Genomic DNA, 18,184 nt, shown 5'->3' on the forward strand with positions numbered 1-18,184 from the left:
TTCACACGCCAGGCCCACTTCGCGGCTTAAGGTTTCATTCTGGAACCGTGGGGATCGAACACGGGGCCGCAGACAACAGTCGCATCATACAATACCCGCGCGATATCGATTCTGACTTTTGTTCCATCGCCGACAGGGCGTGAAACGTGCGCCAAAGCGACGGGTTTGCCAATGCGATACCCATAAACGCAAGACGACGTCTGGCCGATTATCTCGTCACCCAAATATATCGGTTCGTGCCCCAGTGGTACGGCCTCTTCATCGTTCAGAACAAGTGAAATCACCCGTGAAACTACGCCTTCCGCACGGCGTTTTTCCATCGCTTCAAACCCGATGAAACCGTCAGATTTCCGTGTCGCAAATTCCAGCCCTGTTTCGATCGGAGTGATATCCCCGTCCAACTCGTGTCCCATGGCACAGAAGCCTTTTTCGATCCGCATCGAAGTCTGAGCAAACATGCCTGCTGGTGTGGCGCCGGCTGCCGTGAGCGCTGCATAGATCTCTCGCGCGTCTTCCACGTGGCAGGTGATCTCCCACCCGGCTTCACCGACATACGACAAGCGTGCTGCGCGAACGTGGTGATCTGCGATTTGGGCCTCGCCATGTTTGAAATACCCCAGATCGTTAAGCTCGGCGGCACCCAGCTCGGCGGCGATCCGCGCGGCCTCGGGGCCCATGAGGCCAAAGACCGCGTAGTCCTTGGTGCAGTCAGTCAGCCGAACGTCAAAGCCTACGGAATGGCGCCGGAACCAGGTCAGGTCTCGTTTGATGGCCGCAGTCCCCACAAACAGGCGATAGTGGTCATCGGCGATGCGCTGAGCAGTGATATCGGATTCGAACGTTCCACGCACATTCAGGACCGCGCTGTAGATCACCGAACCGGGTTTGCGCGCCATGTACCCGGCACAGGTATACAACAGAAACGCTTCGGCGTCGGGGCCTTTGACATCGATTTTTCCAAAGGACGATAAATCGAAAATTGCCGACTTTTCATGTGCTGCGGTGACCTCGTCCCGAACGTTCTCAAACCAGTCCGGGCGGTCGAAGCATAACGTCGGTTCAGACGTCTTTCCGAAATACAAGGGTCTTTCCCAACCGTAGAACTGGCCAAAATGCGCGCCCGCCTCTCGATATTCTTTATCAAGAGGCAAGACGTGCAGGTCGCGGGCTGTCGAAAGCTGTTTGCCGGGATACGCAATGTCATAATGCGTACCCAGAATTTCTGGGGCACGGGCCATCAGGTGGTCAATCGAGTTGAATACCGGAGCGAAACGCTTGGCATCAGCTTCGGCCAAGTCATAGGCTGTGTGACCGTGTACAATGCAATGCGCCAGATTCATCCCGGCGCCACCGCCCGAGGCGATACCAACCGAGTTCATTCCACATCCCAGAAACAGGCCCCTGGTCTCGGCTGTTTCACCCAACATGAACGTACCGTCCGGCGTGAAACTTTCAGGCCCATTCAACAGCATTTTGACCTCGGCCGTTTCAAGGGCTGGCAGACGGTGAAGTGCGTTCATCATCATGGGTTCAAAGTGATCCCAATCCTCGGGAAGCAGGCCGAATGCAAAGTTCTCGTCCAAAATGCCTGGCTTGATGGGTTTGCCTCTTGGTTCAAAACACCCGACCAGCAAGCCACCGGAATCGTCACGAATGTACAGGTGATTGTCATGGTCACTGAGTGTTGGCATGTTGCCAATCAGGCCATCGATCGACTTTGTCAGCATGTAGAAATGCTCACAAGCTTGTATTGGAACCTCTGCTCCTGCCATAGCTCCCAGTTCACGCGACCAAAGCCCTGCGCAAACTGCGATTGCGTCACAGTTCACTGTTCCCTGTGTAGTTTCAACGCCAATAACCTTGCCATTTTCAGTCAGGACGCCGGTGACGCCTGTGTTCTCAAACAGTCGGGCGCCAAGGTTTTTCGCTGCCTTGATCAGCGCCGCGCAAACATCGCTGGGAGACACGCGGCCATCACCCGGAGACCACACAGCACCCAGAACGTCTTCGGCATTCATGAGGGGCCAGCGTTCCTTGGCTTCGTCCGCAGAAACGGAATAGGCCTCAATCCCATAGGCATGTGCCAGAGCTTCTTGCCGTTTTATGTGTGTCAGCCGGTCAGGTGTCGTGGCGATGGATAATGAACCCTTTTGAATCCAGCCGACATTCTGGCCGGTCTCTTCTTCCAGTTGGCTGTACAGGTCCACCGAGTATTGGATCATTCGGGTCAGGTTGCGGGAATGACGCAATGCGCGAACTTGGGCCGCAGAATGCCAGGTTGTTCCGGACGTGAGTTTGTTCCGTTCCAGCAGAATGGCGTCGCTGACACCCATTTTAGCCAAATGGTAAAGGGTGGAGCACCCCATGATTCCGCCCCCAATGACGACAACGGATGCGTGTGAAGGAATGTGTTTCATTTTTCTGAACGGTTTCCGGCTGTTAGGACGCATCGGGCTATGTTGAGAATTGACGGAATTAATTTCGGACCGACGCAATGTCGGTGAATTCTGAAACGCTCTCTATCGTATTGTCTGAGCGGAATGCGACACGGCGGGCGTTCTTCAAGGAATAAAAGCGGGGCTTCGAAGCTTCACAGGCGGTTGAGCAATTGATCCTCGCCAATACGCTTTCTGTACGACCTATAGAGCTTACCAAACGCCAAGCAAAAAGACGGTCGTCCAAATTCAACGACGTACACCGATGGAGCGTTACTACAGCCGAATCCTAGTTTTACTTTGAGCGGCCAGGCGCTGCTCTTTACGGCCTGTCTTTCGATCTTCAATCGATTGCCGTTTACACCTTTTCGCAATGGCCATCGGATCGCTCCCGCTAGGTTTCGTTCCATTCAAACGAAGGGACCGGTGCCAATCAGCTTTGGGGATTATACGTTTTGCAGCGATGTGTTTCGCTGGAATATTTCTTTCCCATCTGTCAATCCATTCACTTTCTCGACGATGGCCTCGGCGTCAATGCGGTGGTGGCGATAGAGATCGCTGATTGTTCCGGTCTGACCGAAATGTTCAACGCCCATCGGAATGGTCTGATGTCCACGCACAGCGCCCAGCCATGACAACGTCGCAGGATGCCCATCAATAACAGAAACCAGATTGCAGTGCGGCGGCAGCCCAAACATCAGAGTTTCGATGTGAGAAAGTGCAGCCGTGTTGCCGCGCGATCGCGCTCGTTGTGCGGCCGTCCACCCGGCATTTAACCGATCAGCCGAAGTCACGGCCAAAACACCGATATCGCGGCGGCCTTCACCAATCATGCCGGCGGCCTTGATTGCTTCCGGCGCGACCGCCCCTTGATAAGCGATTACAACGTCGCAATTGGGTCCCGGTTTCCGCAACCAGTAGGCCCCATCGATGGCACCTTGACGAAACTCGTCGTCTGCGCGTTTGCCCGGTTGTTCAATCGGGTTGGTTGTCAGGCGCAGATAGACGGACCCTCCGGTTTCATCGCGCAGCCAGGTGCGCTCGTCCGGTTGCCCTTCGCCGTCACGTTGCAGATAGTCGAAGGCCCATTCCATGATCACTGCCAACTCATCAGCGAAGGCGGGTTCGAATGCGGCCAGCCCGTCCTGGCTCATCCCGATCAGAGGTGTGCCAACGGATTGATGTGCTCCGCCTTCAGGCGCAAGTGTGACGCCTGACGGTGTGCCAACCAAAAGAAAGCGTGCATCCTGATAACATGCGTAGTTCAACGCATCGAGACCGCGACTAACAAAGGGATCATAGACGGTGCCGATCGGGATCAATCGTTTGCCGAACAGGGAATGCGACAGACCTGCCGCGCCCAGAAGTAGCATTAGATTCATTTCGGCGATGCCGAGCTCGATATGTTGCCCTTTCGGCGTGAACTCCCATTTCGCAGTTGATGGGATGCGGTGTTCAATGAAGGCGTCGGCCTGCTCGGATCGGGCAAATAGTTTGCGCCTGTTTACCCAGGGACCGAGGTTCGTGGTGCCTGTGACATCTGGTGAGGTTGTCACGACACGGTCAGCCAATTGGCTGTCACCCTTTGACAGATCGTCAAGGATCTTGCCAAACGCCATCTGGGTCGAGATTTCGCGGCTGGTGTCGACCTCGATCGGCGGCACTTCCAGCTTGTCATCAAAAAAGCGACGCGGACCTTTGGCAAAGAACGGTGTACTGGCCAGAAAATCCTTGAGCGCGTCTGGCTCTTGCACCGTTGCAAAAGGCTCCCATTCCTCGCCTTCGGGCACACCCATATGCGACTGCCACGCGGCAAACTGACTATTGTTCATCAACCCGCCGTGATTGTCCTTGTGGCCTGCAATGGGTGTGCCCCATCCTTTGACGGTGTAGGCAAGAAAACACGTGGGACGATCATGATCCACGGCGGCAAATGTCTGGGCCATGGTCTCCACGCAGTTGCCGCCCAGATTTTCCATCAACGCAGCGAGTTCTGCATCCGAGCGCCGTTCGATCAGAGCGGTCACGTCCCCCTGATCACCCAGGTCATCCAAGAGGCGCTGACGCCAGACCGCGCCACCCATGAAGGTCAAAGCAGAGTAGACCTGATTGGGGCAAGCATCGATCCAGTCACGCAGACGCTCGCCGCCGGGCTCTGCAAAGGCTGCTCGCTGCAAGACGCCGTATTTCACGCGAACGACATCCCAACTGAACGCATCGAAGATTTTCTCGATCCGTTCGAACAGCCCTTCCCGAACGATACCGTCCAATGACTGTCGGTTGTAATCGATGATCCACCACGTGTTTCGCAGGTCGTTTTTCCAGCCTTCCTGCAGCGCCTCGTAAACATTGCCTTCGTCCAGTTCGGCATCACCTACAAGGGCCACCATGCGCCCCATTGGGGCGTCTACCCCCCAGCTCTTGGCCTTGACGTAATCCTGAATGATCGAGGCAAACGAGGTGATCGCGACACCCAAACCAACCGATCCGGTCGAGAAATCAACATCGTCGATATCCTTGGTTCGGCTCGGATAGCTTTGCACGCCGCCGAACCCGCGGAAGTTCTTCATCTTCTCGCGCGTCTGATTGCCCATCAAATATTGCATCGCATGAAAAACAGGCGACGCATGTGGTTTGACCGCCACCCGGTCTTCAGGCCGCAGGGCTGAAAAATAGAGCGCGGTCATGATCGACACCATCGAAGCAGACGATGCCTGATGACCGCCGATCTTGATCCCATCCACCTTTGGCCGGATGTGGTTAGCATGATGGATCATCCAATGCGACAACCACAGCAGGCGCTGTTCAACGATCTTCAGTTGGGTGGGATCAATGTGCATGGCGGTCTCCGGATTCAGGCGGTGCTGCGGGCAGGGTAGGGCAAAGCTTGCTCCAGGTCTGCAAGGATATCTTCGACATCTTCCAGCCCGACGGACAGACGGATCAGGCCATCGCTGATCCCATGCTCGGCCCGCTCCTCTGGGGTATATGTCGAGTGGGTCATGGATGCCGGGTGTTGTATCAAGGTTTCCGCATCACCCAAGGACACCGCGCGCTGGATCATGCTCAGGCGGTTCATGAACGCAATTCCACCAGACAGGCCGGACTTGATTTCAAACGCAATCATGGCGCCGGGTTGGGACATCTGGCGCTGTGCGACATCACGCTGTGCGAAACTCTCAAGCCCGGGGAAATAAACTGCGCCAACGGCGGGGTGTGCTTCAAGGAAGTCGGCAACGATCTTGGCAGATGCGCAGTGACGATCCAGACGCAGATTCAGTGTCTTGAGACCACGCAGGATCAGCATCGCGTTGAAAGGTGCCATCACGGCACCGGTCATGTCCTTCATGCCGACAAGACGGATTTCGGCAATCTGCTCGGCGGTTCCAACAACCAGACCGGCAACCACGTCACCATGCCCGCCAAGGTACTTAGTGGCAGAGTGCAGGACGATATCCGCCCCATGCTCGATCGGGCGGGTCAGATAGGGGCTGGCATAGGTGTTGTCGACAACGACCTTCGCGCCAACCGAATGTGCAATCTCGGCATTGGCGGCGATGTCCACCAAACGCATATTCGGGTTTGCAGGAGTTTCGAAGTAGACAACGCGGGTATTCTCGGAAACGGCGGCTTTAAGGTTCTCAGGGTCTGTCATGTCGACGTGCGTTATCGTGACCCCCCATTTTGCCAGACCGTGACGCATGAAGGCGAAGGTGCATCCGTAAAGCGTTTTGTCGACGATAATTTCGTCACCCGGCGACAGAAGGGTCCACAGCACAGAAGTGATCGCCCCCATTCCGCTGGAAAGGGCCAGTCCTGCCTCGGCACCCTCAAGCACGGCGATGCGCTGCTCAAGCAGGTCACATGTCGGGTTTGAAATGCGACTGTAGATATGACCTGCGCGTTCTCCTGCGAACATCTCACCGCCCGCTTCGGCGGTCTCGAAGGAAAATGTGGACGTCAAATGTAGCGGTGGGGTAAGTGCGCCGTCGTTTTCCAGTGGGTCATAAGCGTAGTGAATGGCGCGCGTGGCAAATCCGGTTGAACGAGTCATTACAAGCTCCTGATTCAAGTTGAGGCCAGTTTGCACCTTTAATCCGGGCAATTAGTTGCGAATTATGCCAGTAAGGTTATAATTATTGGCAGATTATACCAATCACGAGGGAGAAATGGACGCTAAGGACAGACAAATTATCCGTGCGCTGCAAAGGGACGGTCGTATGACGAACCAGGATCTGGCTGATGAGGTGAACCTGTCTCCGTCACCGTGTTTGCGCCGGGTCAAGAACCTCGAAGCCAGCGGAACCATAAAGGGCTATAGCGCCGATGTGGACGCTGCAGCATATGGGATAGGCATTACAGTTTTCGTGCGTATCCGGTTGGAGCGGCACAATGAAACGGACGTGCAAAACTTTGAAAAGCGCGTTCGGATGATCGACGAAGTTCTTGAATGCCACGTTCTGACCGGAGCGATGGACTACCAGTTGCGGGTGTTGGTATCGGACCTCGAAGCATACGAGGAGTTCATTCGACATAGAATTCATCCGATTGGTGGGATTGCTTCGATCGATACCAGCTTTGTTTATGGAACGGTCAAAATGACAGCGGTTTTCCCGCCATGACGTATAGTTTTGAGCTCGACATAGTCCGCGATGAGGAAATACTCCTGAAGCATGCTCTGGCCGGAAAAACAGACACGTTTTCGTGACATTGGCTGAAACGCAGCCATTTCGCTCCAAACTCAGCTTTTCGTAAATGTGATGCTCTTGCATTCTGCTTCACTGAAAAGCGTGGTCTTGCTAGGCCTTGCTGAACGCGCAACGCAGGATCCTGATTCTATGACCACCATGTTTTCGCGCCTCACGCTAAGAGGCGTGACATTCAAAAACCGCATCGCGGTCTCTCCGATGAGTCAGTATCGGGCCAAGGATGGTTTTGCGAACGATTGGCATATGGTGCATCTTGGGCGGTTCGCTATGGGCGGCGCCGGGTTGGTTTATGCTGAGGCGACAGCCGTTGAACGGGATGGGCGCCGCACCCACGGAGATCTGGGTCTATGGAACGATGCGCAAGCTGAGCGATTGAAGCCGGTCGCTGCCTTTCTGGAACAGGAAGGGGCTGTACCGGGGATTCAATTGAGCCACGCAGGTCGAAAGGCGTCCGAACGCCGGCCATGGCACGGAGAAACTCCTGTGGGCGCGGAAGATGAGATTGAACGTCGCGAAGCGCCGTGGCCGGTCTTCGGACCATCAGCCCTTCCATATGCCGACGGTTGGCCTACACCTGCCGAGATGTCAGAGGCAGACATCAATCGTGTTATCGAAGCGTTCGGTTTTGCTGCCGAGCGTGCGGCAGAGGCTGGCTTCAAGATCATCGAAGTATATGCGGCCCACGGCTTTCTGATTCATCAGTTTCTTTCACCTCTGTCGAATGTCCGAACGGATCACTGGGGCGGTTCATGTGAAAACCGCGCAAGGTTTGCCGTCGAGGTTGCCAGGTCCATCCGCGCCCATTGGCCCGAGCGCTATCCGCTTGCCTTTCGCCTGTCGGCGGCCGATTGGATCGATGGTGGATTGGAAATCCATGACACCATCGAAATCGCCCGGATGCTCAAGGCGGAAGGCGTGGACCTGATTGATTGCTCATCCGGGGGTATTGGCGGCAAGGATCGTCCTCGCCGGATGAAAATTACAGAAGGTTTTCAGGCCGAGTTTGCGTCCGAAGTTCGTCGTGAAGCAGAGATCGCGACGATGGCTGTCGGATTCCTGTGGGATGCCGCGTTTTGCGAAGGTCTGCTGGCCACAGGGAAGGCGGATATGATCGCATTGGCGCGAGAATTGCTGGATGACCCGAATTGGCCATTACACGCTGCAAGTCATTTAGAGTTTGGGCCAAATCATGAGCTTTGGCCCATCGAGGCCGGATGGTGGTTGATGAAACGAGACCGGTTACTCAGTAAACTCGGGCTAAGGTAAGCGCTTGAAACGGCGGTTATGTCAGCGACTTTCTCACTGGCATAGCGACTTGGCTCGTGCCATCTGAACAAAGCACCCTGCAAAGTTTTGGCGCACTGACCATGTTGCATACCGCTCTATTTGGCGTGCATTTCACGTTTGCGGTTGCGGGTCCGTTTAGTCGCCTCTTCCGAGCCGTCGTGATAGGTGCCGAACCACTTGTCCCAGGGCATTTCTGCGTTGCCGTAATTGCACTCGTAATAGCGGTGATGCAGCTGGTGAAAAAACGCGCCGATCAACAATGCCTGACGGTCGCGAGCCCAGATGGCCTCATACCCGGAATGAGACGACGCGGCACCTAACATCAGCCAATAGCCCAGAAAGATCATGTGGACCGGATTGCTGGGCAGGATCACCACGATCAGGATCGCGCTGAGATACCCGAATGCCTCGAACGGGTGCATCGACATACCCGACCATGGGCCAGTGTTGACGTTTCGGTGATGCACGGCATGGATATGTTTGTAGATGAACGGCTGATGCAGGAACAGGTGCACAACGTAGAAATGAAAGCTCTGCCAGATCGCCAGGATCGGGAACAGCAACACGAACCAGACCGGATGTGCCGCAAAGCTGAGCGTGCCAATATAGCCGTTGGCGTACATCCAGCGCAGAAAGCACTCCAGCAGCGACAGGAACGTCGCGCCAAAAACCATAGAGTAGTATATGTTGTCCCAGGTCTGATAGCCGAACTTGAACAGCGCATTTTTGCGCTTCATGTAAGGCCGTGGGTCGTATTTCAGCAACTTTCCTTGCCCGTCGACCCCGTAGAACCACATATGCAGGCCGCCAGCGACGATCAGCAGCAGCACCCAGTTGCGGATGAATACCCACGACATCCAGCCTGGAGAAAACGAGGCCTGTTCGGCCGCGACGGGTTGCAACCAAAAGGCCACAAGGAATGCCAATACCAGATAAATTGAGCGATCCGAAAACTGTAGCCAGTTCTGCCAGACCCATGTCCCCAGCACGCCGAATTTCGGCGGCCAATTCCAATAGGGGGCGTATTTCACCGGCAATTCCGGGTGCCAATGCCATTCACGGCTCATGGGGCCGGGTTCGGTGCGCGCCGTGGTGGTGCCCTGAGGGTTCGCATCTGTAGTAGTCACGGGATTATCCTTTCCTGAAATAGAGTTACCTGTTTTCAGGACCGAACCGGAGGTGGCTCGTACGGGTATTTGCGTGACGGCCGACAATGCATGATTTGACCTATTCGTGTAACGGGTGACGCTTATCCATCACCTCGGGCAAGACGTCCCGACGTGTTTCATATTCGGTGGCCATCAGTGCAGCAGTAGCAATGGTGTTGGGCGCACCTGCGCGCATCTCAACAAGATCATGATCGACGACGGACAAATGATCTATCCCCGTCGCTTCGGTAGTTGCCGTCTCGATCCGGTTCACGGCCGTAGTCTTGAAAAACTTGCGCTTGCGCTTGCCCGCTTTGATGTCCGCAATCGTCAGATTGCGCGTCGTGGGATACCCGCCATAAGTATGGGTCCGTTTCATGACAGCCGTACCTAGCGTTATTCGGCGGCCTTAAGGTCAGATCCCTGTGGGATCACCTCGTAACCGGGTTCTTCTGGCTCATCGTCCAGCATTTCCGAAGGGAAGCCGGGCGCTCGGATGTCCAGCCCGGTTTTGTCTTCAAGACGGCGGATGATGTTGGGCGACAATTCACGAGGACCGTATTTCTCGATCCCATCCTTGAAGATGTCGATCATCAGCGGATTGACCTCCAGCGGCACCCCGGCGCGATCTGCCACCTCCTGAAACAGGCCAATATCCTTCAGTACCAAGTCCATCGTGAACGAGATATCGCGAGACCCGTTGAGGATTACCTGACTTTCGGTTTCATGCACGAACGAAGTCCCTGAGCTGATCTTCATCGCCTCATATGCCGTGTTCAAATCCATTCCGGCCGCCTTGGCGACAACCAGTGCTTCTGAACAGGTGATCAGGTTTGCAGTGGCCAGATAGTTGGTCAACACTTTTAGCACCGAAGCTGATCCCAATTCGCCCGTATGCAGGATGCGACGCCCCATCGTAGTCAGGAAAGGCAGGATACGGTCGAAGGTGGCGCGATCACATCCTGCAAAGATCGAAATGTTGCCGGTATCCGCGCGGTGGCATCCGCCCGAGACCGGGCAATCGACCGCGGCGCCGCCTCGTTCCATCACCATCGCGCCCAAGCGTTTAACCTCGGCTTCGTCCGTGGTGGACATCTCCATCCAGATTTTGCCCTCGGTCACTTCGGGCAGCATTTCCTGCATCACGGCGTCTGAAGCCGCCGGGGACGGCAAGCAGGTGATAACCGCGTCACAATCCCGCATCAGTTGTGCTGGATTCTCGGCAGCCTTGGCGCCGCGGCTGACGAAACCAGCCACCAGATCGGTGTTCAGATCGTGTACCGTCAGATCAATGCCATTGCGCAGCAAACTACCACTGAGTTTTCCACCGACATTCCCGAGGCCAATAAACCCAACTTTCATACGCGCGTTCCCTTTTCGATGCCTGATCCGACGATCAGCAATGTTGATCCTGTGGGAAATCTACGGGTGTTGTATGCACCATGTAAAACGAATAAATAATGCTAGTATCAATAAATAATTTTGGTGCTAGGAATGCCTCAATCCCCCAATCCTGTCTGGCTGCGGTCTTTCGACTGTGCCGCCCGGCATTTGAGCTTTACTGCCGCGGCAGAAGAACTTGGCATTACTCAGACAGCGTTGAGCCTGCATGTTCGCTCATTGGAAGCACAGCTGGGCTGCCCTTTGTTCTTTCGCGCCGCGCGTAACCTTAGCCTGACGGAGGTCGGACAGGCCTATGCGTTCTCTGTTCGGCGCGCTTTGGGGGATATCGACCTGTCGACCGCGAGCCTCTTTGGTTCCAGCCAGAAGCAGGAGTTGGTTGTGCGTGTGCCAATATCAACGGCAACCTTGTTCCTTGCCCGCAAATTGCCCGAGTTTTCGCGCGCTCACCCGGGTGTGTCCATCAGATTGGTTTCAAATATCTGGGCGGAATCCGCGAGCAGGGAAAACGTTGATGTTGAGCTGCGTTTGGGAAACAAGGAATGGAACGACGGGCCGATCAGCAAGATTTCTGATGAGCGCATCGTTCCGGTTGCAGTCAGATCACAGGAAAACAAACAGCTTTCGACTAAAGAACTGCTTCATAAACCCCAGATACAGATTTTGGGTTTTCAGGAGATGTGGCACAGGTATTTTTCTGCATTTGGCCTGCAATATTCTGCCTCGGACTCGTCTTACACCGTAGACACGACAATTGCCGCCGTGGACATTGTAGCGGAAGGTGGAGGATACGCGGTGATCCTTGAGCGGTTTGCCAGAACGGCCATCGAGACCGGCAGATCCATCGCGATTGTTGGAGACGCCATTCCGATTGAGCAGAACCATTTCATTGTTGATGGACAGAGATCAAATTCGAACTCTGCCGCGAAACAGATGTTCAAAACTTGGCTCCAACAGGTTTTTGCCTGAACACAGTTCGGGACGGAAAGAAACGAAGTGTCCTTCATTTGCGCTTATTGAATGAGCGCGTTTTGTTGGTGAGTTTCCATTTGCTTTGACGTATCGAGACCGGGATGGCAGGCCTGAACGTTTCAGGCGGCACCGGTTTCAGAATGAAGCTATCTTTGTGGTGGTGCGCTGGTATTGCTTCCGTCATTGTGTCGAGGTGACCTGCGTCTCCTTATTCTTGTGGTCGCTGGCGCGAATTCCCGGTTGATCTGCCAGGTCCAGGATTTACGCGGTGCAGCTTCGCGCTTGGTCAGCGGGGTCAGCCCTCAGACGCGGCACGACACGCCGCCATCAACCGTGATTTCGGTTCCGGTAATGTATGAAGCTTCGTCACTGGCCAGAAAAACGGCGGCATTTGCTACGTCCCAGGGCGTGCCGACACGACCAAGCGGTATACGGGCGGCCCGTTGCCGATCCAAAGCCTCCCAGTCGATCGCATCAGGATCATTCGTGTTCTGTTCGGTGATATTGCGCGCCATCGGTGTGTCTATGAAGCCCGGAAGGATGGCGTTCGCACGAATACCGTGCTGGGCGACCTCGGCCGCCAGATTGCGGGTGTAGGAAATGATCGAGCCTTTAGTGGCGTTATAACCGATATAAGGCGTTCCCAGATAGCGCAGACCCGCGATGGACGAAACATTGGTGACGACCCCACTGCCCTGTTCGATAAAATGTGGAAGCGCGTGCTTGGTGGGCAGAAACACCGCTTTCATGTTGACTTGCGTCATCAAATCCCAATCTGACACGCTGGTATCCATCGCGCCGCCCGCGCGTAGAATTCCGACGTTGTTTTGCAGGATATCTATTCTGCCGAAAGCGTTCAGGCACGCTGCAATCGCAGATATCACCTGGTCTTCGTCGGTGACATCGGCTGCGACGGCCAACGCTGTCCCACCATGGGCGCTGACCTGCTCGCAAGTTTGTTCTGAGGCATCCAAACATTTGTCCAGCGCACAGATTGTTGCACCCTCTTGCGCCAGGCGAATGGCTGTGGCTTTTCCATTGCCCAGCCCGCCATTCATTGTCCCGGCGCCGGTAATCAATGCGACACGGTTTTCCAGTCGTTTCATGGCTTAGGCCTCGTTGGCTTGCAGAAAGGTATTCATTCCGCCATCGACGGCCAATAACTGTCCGTTGATGTATGATGCGGCCTCGGACATCAGAAATGCTGCGGGTCCGGCGATTTCTTCAGGCTCAGCCCAGCGACCGGTGGGTGTGCGGTTTTCGATCCGCCGCACAAAGCCCTCATCACTCAGAATCTTGCGATTTATTTCAGTCAGCACATAGCCCGGTGCGATGGCATTGGTGCAGATACCATCTTTGCCGAAATCCGCTGCCAAAGCCCGGGTCAGACCTGCAATAGCCGCTTTGGATGAGGCGTAGTTGCCGACCCCGGGGCGTGGGTTCGTTGCCGCGATGGATGAGATCGACACAATCCTTCCCCGTTGTGGCCCGGGGTTCCTAAGCATTGCACGTGCGGCTTCGCGCGCCAGAACGAATGGAGCAAACACGTGCAAGTCGTACATGGCTTTGTAGTCATCCACGGAATGTTCTGCGGCATGAGCGTGATTGATGAAACCAGCATTGTTGATCAAACCCCAGAGAGACCCGGCAGATTCCGCAGTCTCTGTCACCCAGGCTTCGCAAGCGGCGAAATCAGTCAGATCGAATGCAGTGGCCTTGGCGTCAAACCCTTCAACGCGCAGAGCGTCGGCAACAACGTTCACCCCGTCTGCATTCAAGTCCTGCAAATGTACCTGCGCGCCTTGGGCTGCACAGGCGCGCGCCATTGCGGCGCCCAACCCTTGCGCCGCGCCCGTAACAAGAATGGCCTTGCCTTCCAATGAGAAATTCGGAGCACTCATGAAGCGAGCGCCTTGGTGTCTTTTTCCAACGTGGTTTTGACGGCGGGCATGACCTGATCGCAAAACGCTTCGAGCGAACGCAGAGTATTGGCAAACGGGATCGACGCGATCTGCATGAAGATACTCAGATGCGTGATGCCGAATTCACGAGCCTCTGTCACAATGCGCCGCGTTACTTCTTCGGCGTCACCGATGATGGCGCGCTCGAGGATCGTATCAATGTCGGGTTCGTTGTCGAAAGGTACGATCTTCAGGTTTGCACCGTCCATCTTGGGTTCCGACTGACGCATATTGCTGGCCATACGAGCGTGAATCAGAACCTGTTCGGCAGCAGCGCGGGCATCTGCTTTGTCTTGTGCAACATAGACATAACGCTGAACTGCAAAGGGAAAGTCGTCCCCGCTCAGGCCGTTTTCGTCACGCGTTTCCTTGTACAGTTTACGTGCCGTGCCGATGATCGTGTTTGGCCCGATAGCTGGTGTAGTCAGCGTCTCAGCCCCATAATCTATCATTTTCTGGCGCATCTCAGGCGCGTTGCCCACAGCGAATGTTCGAATCCGATCCTGAACCGGTGCGATAGATAGCGCCGCGTCTTCGATCTGAATGTGATCGCCCTGATATTCGATCACGCCGTCATAGACACCTTGTTCGATGCAGTCCCAAATTTCGAGGCCTCGCATAAGGCGGTCGTTGATTTCAAACCCGAACTTCTTGAACTCACGCGGTTGGTAACCGGTGCCCAGCCCCAGCACCAAGCGACCTTCGGTCAGCTGATCGGCAAGGCAAATATCCTCAACCAATCGCAGTGGTTCATAAAACGGCATAACAACAACCGCCGGGCCCACTTTAATGCGCTTTGTTTGGCCAGCCATATGTGCGCAGCTCATCAGGGGTGACGGTGAAATGCAGTAGTTCGACAAGTGATGCTCAGCGAACCACGCGATGTCGAATCCAGCCTCATCCACCATGCGCGTCATGGTTCGCATCTGATGGAAAATCTCAGCATGGCTGGAGCCGTCCGCCGGTTTTGTCATCAGGTTGAACAGCGAAAACTCCATCGGCGATCCTCCTTGCGCAATGCGTCTGTTTTTTCGGAGTTTCCATCAAGCTGGGGTGGGCGCCAAATGGTAGCTCCTTGGGAGGTGCCAAAGAATTTCTTATGAGGTTGCCGCTTCGGCCCGCACCCACTGAAGAAAGGCCTGCACACGCGCCTGTTTCAGTCGCCTGTTGGGACACAGAAAGAAGTAGGAATGCGGCCCCTTCACGGATTTGAAAGGCAATCGGGCAATCTGCCCACTGGCCAGAAGATGAGAGGCCACGACATCACGCACGACACCCACGCCTTGCCCCGTCGCAATAGCCGTTAAAGTCGCCGCAGCGTCGCCAAAGTACAGGCCCTGACGAAAATCATCCGGGTCTCCGCCGTTGTCCTCGATCACCTTTTGCCACTCACTGTAATTCGTATCGTGCACGAAGGGGTATTGTTTGAGGTCCTCCACGTTGGGTGCCGGACCCAGTGCGGATGCCACCTCAGCCGAGGCCACCAGCATGTGGTTTTCATCCAGCAGTTTTTCTTCGTGCAGACCCTCGGTGCCTCCGGGCCCCCAACGGATGGCGACATCGGCACCTTCCTGACCAAACCCGGTGCAAGCAACCGTGGACAAGGCGATCAGATCGATTTGCGGGTTGCCCAGAGTGAACCGACCGGACCGTGTTGCAAACCAGGTTGAGGCGAAGGAAGGAAGCAAGCTGACAGTCAGAGTTGTGCGCCCTCCGTCCGGCCGCAGATCATGAACGCTTTCGCTGAGAGTGTTGAGCATCACGCCAACGGCTTCGGCAAACTGCTCGCCTTGCTCGGTCAGAATGATCTGATTGTTGCTGCGACGGAACAGAGGAACGCCCAACCTATGTTCCAGCAGCTTGACCTGCTGACTGATCGCAGGCTGCGTCAGGTTGAGTTCGGCCGCTGCAAGGGTAAAACTGTTGAGCCGAGCGGCTGTTTCGAATGCGATCAGCGTTTGCAGGGGAGGAAGGCGGCGCCGCATCCGGTTGCTGTCAAAACCGACCGTCTCTAGCTTGGACAAAACACTCGGCCCCAGGCGGTCGAGTTTGGATTTCAGACTGCGGTTCATGGGCACCTGTTGCATAAGAATTTGTTTGCCAGACGGTAAGCAATCCCATCTGGCAGTCAATAGATCGGCTTGAAAGAGTTGATCAGATCAGGAAACAGGCGGGTACGATGTTGGACGAAACCAAGTTTGTTGCCACAATGCGAAGGGCTCCAACCGCAGTTTCAATTGTGGCGACCAACGGGTCGTTGGGGCCTCACGGTGCGACAGTGAGCGCTGTGTGTTCGCTATCGGTCAGTCCGCCATCCGTCCTGATCTGCCTGAACCGGAAAAGCAGGATACTCACCTTTATCGAAGAGCATGGCGCGTTCTCGGTGAACTTCCTGAGTGAAGGTCACGAAGACTTGGGTCTGGCGTTTTCGGGCGCCAAAAGCTTTGTAAATGAGCGGACGTTTCAGGAAACCAAGTGGGTCATGGACCCGGCTTCGGATATGCCCATACTGCGTGAGGCATCGGCTAGTTTTACATGCCTTCACGCCCAGACTTTACCTTTCGGGTCGCATCGCATCCTGATTGGAAAAGTAGAGCAGGCGACCAAAACCGATAATACGCCGATTAGTTATTGGAATGGAGATTTTCGAACCTTCGAGATCTGCGACTGAAAGGCTGAGTTCGAATTATGCAGCGAAAATATGGGATTGGGGCAGCCGCACCGGTCTGGTCCTTCGCAATTCGTGAGAGCAGACAGCTCTGGCAATCCAGCTGCCTAGGCCTAAGGATCATCATCTACCTCCGACTAACATGTATTTCGGGTGGTGATTGCAGCGTTTGCAGAACAACACAGGATCTCTCGGCAAGCTTCAGAAGTTGGTCTATCTGATCATTTGAAACATCTTTATCGCCCTTGATGTCGATAGAAACATCAACCGACTGAAACCCGACAGGAACGCTTTTGTCGACCATCAACGTTCCGCGCACGTCGACGTGGACGGAAACATGGACCTCGAGCTTGGCAAGCGATATGCCAAGCAGGTTGGCAATCAATCTGGTCGCGCTGTCCAGACAGCCGGCAATGGCGGCGGCAAAAATCTCACCGGGCACTGGGTAATCACTCTCACCGCCTACAGCCTTGTGAACTCCGATCTTCAGGTCTGTTGGAAATCCGGTTCCTACGGTGACGGATGTGTAAAGTGGATCATCGGCCACAATGTCCCGAGAACTTGTGACGGCGTGATCCGTGATCAGAGCGTTTTCAGGAGACTTATGATACAGCGCACGAAGCGGGCGCTGGCGCGACGCTATGCTAATGCCGTCAGGTGGCGCGGTGTCAGTTTGAAGGGTCTGGTTAGGCATTTTATTGGTCCTTTTTTCAAGATCTCAGCGGGTGCCTTTGATCAAGGCACCACGCATCGACCAGCTGTTTACTTCTTGTCGATGATGACTTCGGCATATTCTGCGGGGACGCACATTGAACCGTCCGTAGCAGTATTCGTTTTGTCGATCAGAGTAAGAATATCCGCCTCCAGCGCGGCTTTGCCTGTACCGTCCAATGCCAGAAAAGCTTTGTGAACAGGCCCGTACCACGTTCGAAACACATCGACAAAATGGGCGGGTGAACGGTATCGGAACGCGAAACTGCGTTTGGCAATAGTGATCTGGCCCGCGTTTGTGAACGTATCAGTGATCCACGCGTCATCCCCCCATTGCGCCGGGGAACTCACGCCTGCTGGGGGCGCGATGTGCTGGCCCAGTGTTTTGAAAAGCTGGCCAATGAAACCGGAGGCCGTCCAATTTGCCAGGCCGATCTTCCCGCCAGGTCGGGTCACGCGCACAAGTTCACTTGCCGCCGTTTTCTGATCGGGCGTGAACATGACACCAAACGTTGATACTACTGCGTCAAAGCTGGCGTCGGCGAAGGGCAGCGCTTCAGCATCGGCCTGCCGAAAGGTGACGGCATGGCCTTCGGCCTCTGCCCTGTCGCGTCCGCGTTCGAGTAGGGCTGGTACATAATCGGTGGAGGTTACATCGCACCAGCGGCGCGCAAAGGCCAATGTCGCATTGCCGTTTCCTGCGGCGACGTCCAGCACCTGTGTCGAAGGCGCGAGGTCCATCGCTTCGGCCAGAGTTTCACCCACGATCTGCAACGTGGTTCCGATCCTGGCATAATCGCCAGAGCTCCAGGCAGCGTTCTGCTTGGCTTTGATCGCGTCGAAATCAGGTGTTTTAGCAGTTTTGGTCGGAGTCATTGTAGCGTTCATTGAT

The 18,184-nt window shown here is 55.2% G+C and carries 16 protein-coding genes; 4 read left to right on the top strand and 12 right to left on the bottom strand.

The window, feature by feature from the left end; genetic code table 11:
* Window positions 1–26 precede the first annotated feature (26 nt).
* From ACR0K5_RS21450 to ACR0K5_RS21460, 3 genes are all read right to left on the bottom strand, one after another.
* Entirely contained in the window at window positions 27–2,366 is a 2,340-nt protein-coding gene (locus ACR0K5_RS21450) for a GcvT family protein (RefSeq protein WP_480631584.1), read from the bottom strand.
* Between the two features lie 515 nt (window positions 2,367–2,881).
* On the bottom strand, window positions 2,882–5,275 hold the full coding sequence (locus ACR0K5_RS21455; RefSeq protein WP_480631585.1) for a 1-deoxy-D-xylulose-5-phosphate synthase N-terminal domain-containing protein: 2,394 nt from the start codon (window positions 5,273–5,275) through the stop codon (window positions 2,882–2,884).
* 14 nt (window positions 5,276–5,289) lie between these two features.
* Complete coding sequence (locus tag ACR0K5_RS21460) at window positions 5,290–6,489, bottom strand: methionine gamma-lyase (protein ID WP_480631586.1); 1,200 nt, start codon at window positions 6,487–6,489, stop codon at window positions 5,290–5,292.
* Between the two features lie 115 nt (window positions 6,490–6,604).
* Between ACR0K5_RS21460 and ACR0K5_RS21465 the strand changes: the two genes are divergently transcribed.
* Window positions 6,605–7,057 (top strand): Lrp/AsnC family transcriptional regulator, encoded by a 453-nt coding sequence (locus ACR0K5_RS21465; RefSeq protein WP_480631587.1) that lies wholly within the window; start codon window positions 6,605–6,607, stop codon window positions 7,055–7,057.
* Between the two features lie 216 nt (window positions 7,058–7,273).
* The gene (locus ACR0K5_RS21470; protein ID WP_480631588.1) at window positions 7,274–8,410 is read left to right on the top strand and encodes an NADH:flavin oxidoreductase/NADH oxidase; all 1,137 of its coding nucleotides are present in this window, start codon (window positions 7,274–7,276) and stop codon (window positions 8,408–8,410) included.
* 116 nt (window positions 8,411–8,526) lie between these two features.
* Here ACR0K5_RS21470 and ACR0K5_RS21475 read toward each other — a convergent pair whose 3' ends face one another.
* From ACR0K5_RS21475 to ACR0K5_RS21485, 3 genes are all read right to left on the bottom strand, one after another.
* A complete protein-coding gene (locus tag ACR0K5_RS21475) occupies window positions 8,527–9,558 on the bottom strand; it encodes a sterol desaturase family protein (protein ID WP_480631589.1) in 1,032 nt (343 codons plus the stop codon).
* A 100-nt stretch (window positions 9,559–9,658) separates the two neighbouring features.
* Complete coding sequence (locus tag ACR0K5_RS21480; protein WP_480631590.1) at window positions 9,659–9,958, bottom strand: hypothetical protein; 300 nt, start codon at window positions 9,956–9,958, stop codon at window positions 9,659–9,661.
* 17 nt (window positions 9,959–9,975) lie between these two features.
* Window positions 9,976–10,941, bottom strand: coding sequence for an NAD(P)-dependent oxidoreductase (locus ACR0K5_RS21485; protein WP_480631591.1), 966 nt, complete (start codon window positions 10,939–10,941; stop codon window positions 9,976–9,978).
* 132 nt (window positions 10,942–11,073) lie between these two features.
* Here ACR0K5_RS21485 and ACR0K5_RS21490 point away from each other — a divergent pair, with 132 nt between their 5' ends.
* Window positions 11,074–11,949, top strand: coding sequence for a LysR family transcriptional regulator (locus ACR0K5_RS21490; protein ID WP_480631592.1), 876 nt, complete (start codon window positions 11,074–11,076; stop codon window positions 11,947–11,949).
* A 305-nt stretch (window positions 11,950–12,254) separates the two neighbouring features.
* Here ACR0K5_RS21490 and ACR0K5_RS21495 read toward each other — a convergent pair whose 3' ends face one another.
* The 4 genes from ACR0K5_RS21495 to ACR0K5_RS21510 form a co-directional block, all read right to left on the bottom strand.
* Window positions 12,255–13,058: an SDR family NAD(P)-dependent oxidoreductase gene (locus ACR0K5_RS21495; protein ID WP_480631593.1), complete on the bottom strand. Its 804-nt coding sequence runs from the start codon at window positions 13,056–13,058 to the stop codon at window positions 12,255–12,257.
* A 3-nt stretch (window positions 13,059–13,061) separates the two neighbouring features.
* Window positions 13,062–13,853, bottom strand: a complete 792-nt coding sequence (locus ACR0K5_RS21500; RefSeq protein ID WP_480631594.1) for an SDR family NAD(P)-dependent oxidoreductase — start codon at window positions 13,851–13,853, stop codon at window positions 13,062–13,064.
* Window positions 13,850–14,911: an LLM class flavin-dependent oxidoreductase gene (locus tag ACR0K5_RS21505; RefSeq protein WP_480631595.1), complete on the bottom strand. Its 1,062-nt coding sequence runs from the start codon at window positions 14,909–14,911 to the stop codon at window positions 13,850–13,852. Before ACR0K5_RS21505 ends, ACR0K5_RS21500 begins: the two co-directional genes overlap by 4 nt.
* A 99-nt stretch (window positions 14,912–15,010) precedes the next feature.
* Window positions 15,011–15,985: a LysR substrate-binding domain-containing protein gene (locus ACR0K5_RS21510; protein WP_480631596.1), complete on the bottom strand. Its 975-nt coding sequence runs from the start codon at window positions 15,983–15,985 to the stop codon at window positions 15,011–15,013.
* A gap of 107 nt (window positions 15,986–16,092) precedes the next feature.
* On the opposite strand from ACR0K5_RS21510, the gene ACR0K5_RS21515 reads away from it, so the two are divergent.
* Window positions 16,093–16,584, top strand: coding sequence for a flavin reductase family protein (locus ACR0K5_RS21515; RefSeq protein WP_480631597.1), 492 nt, complete (start codon window positions 16,093–16,095; stop codon window positions 16,582–16,584).
* Between the two features lie 124 nt (window positions 16,585–16,708).
* On the opposite strand, the gene ACR0K5_RS21520 is transcribed toward ACR0K5_RS21515, so the two are convergent.
* A complete protein-coding gene (locus ACR0K5_RS21520) occupies window positions 16,709–17,275 on the bottom strand; it encodes an OsmC family protein (RefSeq protein ID WP_480631598.1) in 567 nt (188 codons plus the stop codon).
* A gap of 68 nt (window positions 17,276–17,343) precedes the next feature.
* Window positions 17,344–18,180, bottom strand: coding sequence for a class I SAM-dependent methyltransferase (locus tag ACR0K5_RS21525; RefSeq protein ID WP_480631599.1), 837 nt, complete (start codon window positions 18,178–18,180; stop codon window positions 17,344–17,346).
* Window positions 18,181–18,184: the final 4 nt, after the last annotated feature.

The sequence above is a fragment of the Ruegeria sp. AB9 genome (assembly GCF_056542585.1).

Excerpts from the sequence above, each read along its gene's own strand:
- ACR0K5_RS21480 (WP_480631590.1), bottom strand. The coding sequence starts at position 9,958 with ATGAAACGGACCCATACTTATGGCGGGTATCCCACGACGCGCAATCTG.
- ACR0K5_RS21470 (WP_480631588.1), top strand. The coding sequence starts at position 7,274 with ATGACCACCATGTTTTCGCGCCTCACGCTAAGAGGCGTGACATTCAAA.
- ACR0K5_RS21455 (WP_480631585.1), bottom strand. The coding sequence starts at position 5,275 with ATGCACATTGATCCCACCCAACTGAAGATCGTTGAACAGCGCCTGCTG.
- ACR0K5_RS21500 (WP_480631594.1), bottom strand. The coding sequence starts at position 13,853 with ATGAGTGCTCCGAATTTCTCATTGGAAGGCAAGGCCATTCTTGTTACG.
- ACR0K5_RS21525 (WP_480631599.1), bottom strand. The coding sequence starts at position 18,180 with ATGAACGCTACAATGACTCCGACCAAAACTGCTAAAACACCTGATTTC.
- ACR0K5_RS21485 (WP_480631591.1), bottom strand. The coding sequence starts at position 10,941 with ATGAAAGTTGGGTTTATTGGCCTCGGGAATGTCGGTGGAAAACTCAGT.
- ACR0K5_RS21460 (WP_480631586.1), bottom strand. The coding sequence starts at position 6,489 with ATGACTCGTTCAACCGGATTTGCCACGCGCGCCATTCACTACGCTTAT.
- ACR0K5_RS21515 (WP_480631597.1), top strand. The coding sequence starts at position 16,093 with ATGTTGGACGAAACCAAGTTTGTTGCCACAATGCGAAGGGCTCCAACC.
- ACR0K5_RS21465 (WP_480631587.1), top strand. The coding sequence starts at position 6,605 with ATGGACGCTAAGGACAGACAAATTATCCGTGCGCTGCAAAGGGACGGT.
- ACR0K5_RS21450 (WP_480631584.1), bottom strand. The coding sequence starts at position 2,366 with ATGGGGTGCTCCACCCTTTACCATTTGGCTAAAATGGGTGTCAGCGAC.
- ACR0K5_RS21505 (WP_480631595.1), bottom strand. The coding sequence starts at position 14,911 with ATGGAGTTTTCGCTGTTCAACCTGATGACAAAACCGGCGGACGGCTCC.
- ACR0K5_RS21495 (WP_480631593.1), bottom strand. The coding sequence starts at position 13,058 with ATGAAACGACTGGAAAACCGTGTCGCATTGATTACCGGCGCCGGGACA.
- ACR0K5_RS21510 (WP_480631596.1), bottom strand. The coding sequence starts at position 15,985 with ATGAACCGCAGTCTGAAATCCAAACTCGACCGCCTGGGGCCGAGTGTT.
- ACR0K5_RS21520 (WP_480631598.1), bottom strand. The coding sequence starts at position 17,275 with ATGCCTAACCAGACCCTTCAAACTGACACCGCGCCACCTGACGGCATT.
- ACR0K5_RS21490 (WP_480631592.1), top strand. The coding sequence starts at position 11,074 with ATGCCTCAATCCCCCAATCCTGTCTGGCTGCGGTCTTTCGACTGTGCC.